Here is a 2289-nt window from a genome sequence, read left to right as displayed (position 1 = left end):
AAGGTGCTGGTGGCGGCGGGCACCGGCGAGGGTGAAACGGCGGAGCTGTACGATCCGGCGACGGACACGTGGTCTCCGACGGGCGCCCTGCGCCTTCGCCGCTTCGGGCATACGGCGACGCTGCTGCCCTCGGGCAAGGTGCTCGTGGTGGGGGGCTGGCCCTGGGATGGCAGGACGGTGGTCGAGATGCGGTCGGACCTGTATGACCCGGCCACGGGCACATGGAGCGCCGAGCAGGACACCGGTGCCCCGCGCTGGAACCACAAGGCGACGCTGCTGCCCTCCGGGCAGGTCCTGGTGACGGGGAGCGCCTACCCCGGCTGGGCGGGGATGCTCTACACCCCCTGACCCACGCACGGCCTGGGCCGTGGTGATCGAGGGCGCACGGGGTCTCAACGTCGGGTGAGCTTCACCCAGACGCCGGACCTCGTGCGCAGGCTGGTGCTGAGCAGGAGCTCGGCCACGCGGCCGGGCACCGCCTCCACGTGGAAACGCTGCGCGAGGCGGGTGAGGATGAGTTGCGCCTCCATCAGCGCGAACTCCTTGCCGATACACTGCCGCTGGCCCGAGCCGAAGGGCACCCAGGCGTGCTTGTGCCGGCCCGCCGAGTGCTCCGGCGTGAAGCGGTCCGGGTCGAAACGTTCCGGCGCCTCCCATTCCTCCGGGTGGCGGTGGATGAGGTACAGCATCAGGCCCATCGACGTGCCGGCGGGGATGCGGAAACCGTCGATGATGTCCTCCTCCACCGACTTACGCGCCAGCCAGTAGATCGGCGGGTAGAGCCGCAGTGCCTCCTGCGCCACGTTGCGGCACCAGGCGAGCGACATCACGTCCTCGAATCCGGGCACGCGCGTACCCACCGCACGGTCCACTTCGGTCTGGAGCCGCTGGCCGAGACTCGGCTGCTGGGTGAGGGCGTGGAGGGCCCACGCCATGGACACCGACGTCGTCTCGTAGCCGGCGAGGAAGAGCGCCACCGCCTCGTCGCGCAGCTCCGCCTGGCTCATCCGCTCGCCGGACTCCGCGTCCACCATGTCCAGCAGGAGGGCGAGCAGGGTCGCCTCCCCACCCGTGTCCCGGCGGGCCCGCTCGATGACACCGAGGACCGTCTCGTCGATGGTGCGGATGGCTTCCCGGTAGCGGTCTCGGCCGGGCACGGGCACCCAGTCGGGCAGGGCCTGGGTCGCGAAGCCACGCAGGATGAAGTCGATGACGTAGACGAGCGCGCTCGCCACGCGCTCCGTCTCGCCGGGCTCCAGGCCCGCGCCGAACATGGTGCGCACCATCACGTTCATCGTCACGCGGTTGAAGGCCCGGGCGATGTCGAAGGGTTCGCCCCTCGCGGCGGCGGCATCCCAGCCCTCCAGGCACTCGTCGATGGCCTCCACCATCTTCTCCGTGAGGGCCGCGAGGCGTTGGTGGTGGAAGGCGGGCTGCATCATGCGCCGCTGGCGCTTCCAGAAGTCCCCCTCGCTCACGGGCAGGCCGTTGCCGAGCAGGGTACGGAGGGAGTCGAACACGGGCCCGCTCTTGCCGTAGCTGCGCGCCCGGTCCACGAAGACATGCTGGGCGTGGCGTGGGTGGCAGAGCACCACCACCTCGCCGAGCTTCAGGTCGAGGGTGAAGATGTCCCCGTGCCGCTCGCGCAGGGTGGAGACGTAGTCGATCTTCCGGGCCAGCAGGCCCGGCAGGGTCCCCAGCAGCGGGAGGCCCGAGGCGCGGGGCGGCGTCTGGAGTGGGGTGGCGTTGCGCAAGCGGCTTTCTCCTGGTTGGAGGACGAGATTCCAACATTCCAGCGGGAACACGCCACACGGGCATGGTGCTCCCTGCGTGGGGAACGCTAGAGACGAAGGCATGGGCAAGAGCTTGAACTCCCTCGTCCCGTTGGCGTGCACCGTGTCCCTGGCAATGGCCCTGGTCCTCCCCGGCTGCTCGGAGGGGTCGAACCAGAAGGCGCCTTCATCGAGCGCCGCGGCCACCGTCTTCAAGGACTCCCCACCGCAGGCCGCCCCCGCGGATTCAGCGGGGGCTTCCGCCACTCCGGCCAGTCCCACCCCGGCCCGTCCCACCCGGACTCCGGACCAGCTCTTCTTCAACCTGGGTTGCCGTGCCTGCCATGGACCGGGCAGCGCCTACGCCTCCAGCCTCGTCAACGCCCGCGCCAGGCCGGTCGAGGAGATCGCCCGGTACATCCTCCACCCGGAGCAGGTCCGCCCCGGGACGATGATGCCGAGCTTCGCCCACCGCATGACCCAGGAGGAGGCACTCTCACTCGCTCGGTGGATCAAG

The 2289-nt window shown here is 70.3% G+C and carries 3 protein-coding genes; 2 read left to right on the top strand and 1 reads right to left on the bottom strand.

Annotated features, from left to right (window positions below; all coding sequences use genetic code 11):
* The coding region (locus VF794_RS08035; protein ID WP_331108595.1) for a kelch repeat-containing protein at positions 1-348 on the top strand (348 nt) is incomplete at its 5' end.
* Positions 349-392: 44 nt separating this feature from the next.
* Here VF794_RS08035 and VF794_RS08030 read toward each other — a convergent pair.
* Positions 393-1754 (bottom strand): cytochrome P450, encoded by a 1362-nt coding sequence (locus tag VF794_RS08030; RefSeq protein WP_331108594.1) that lies wholly within the window; start codon positions 1752-1754, stop codon positions 393-395.
* A 100-nt stretch (positions 1755-1854) separates the two neighbouring features.
* Here VF794_RS08030 and VF794_RS08025 point away from each other — a divergent pair.
* On the top strand, positions 1855-2289 hold a 435-nt coding region (locus VF794_RS08025; protein ID WP_331108593.1), incomplete at its 3' end, for a cytochrome c.

The organism is Archangium sp. (assembly GCF_036389735.1).
Taxonomy (GTDB): Bacteria; Myxococcota; Myxococcia; order Myxococcales; family Myxococcaceae; genus Archangium.
The sequence above is the reverse complement of the archived record's forward strand: the minus strand, read 5'-3'. Positions and strand labels throughout refer to the sequence as shown.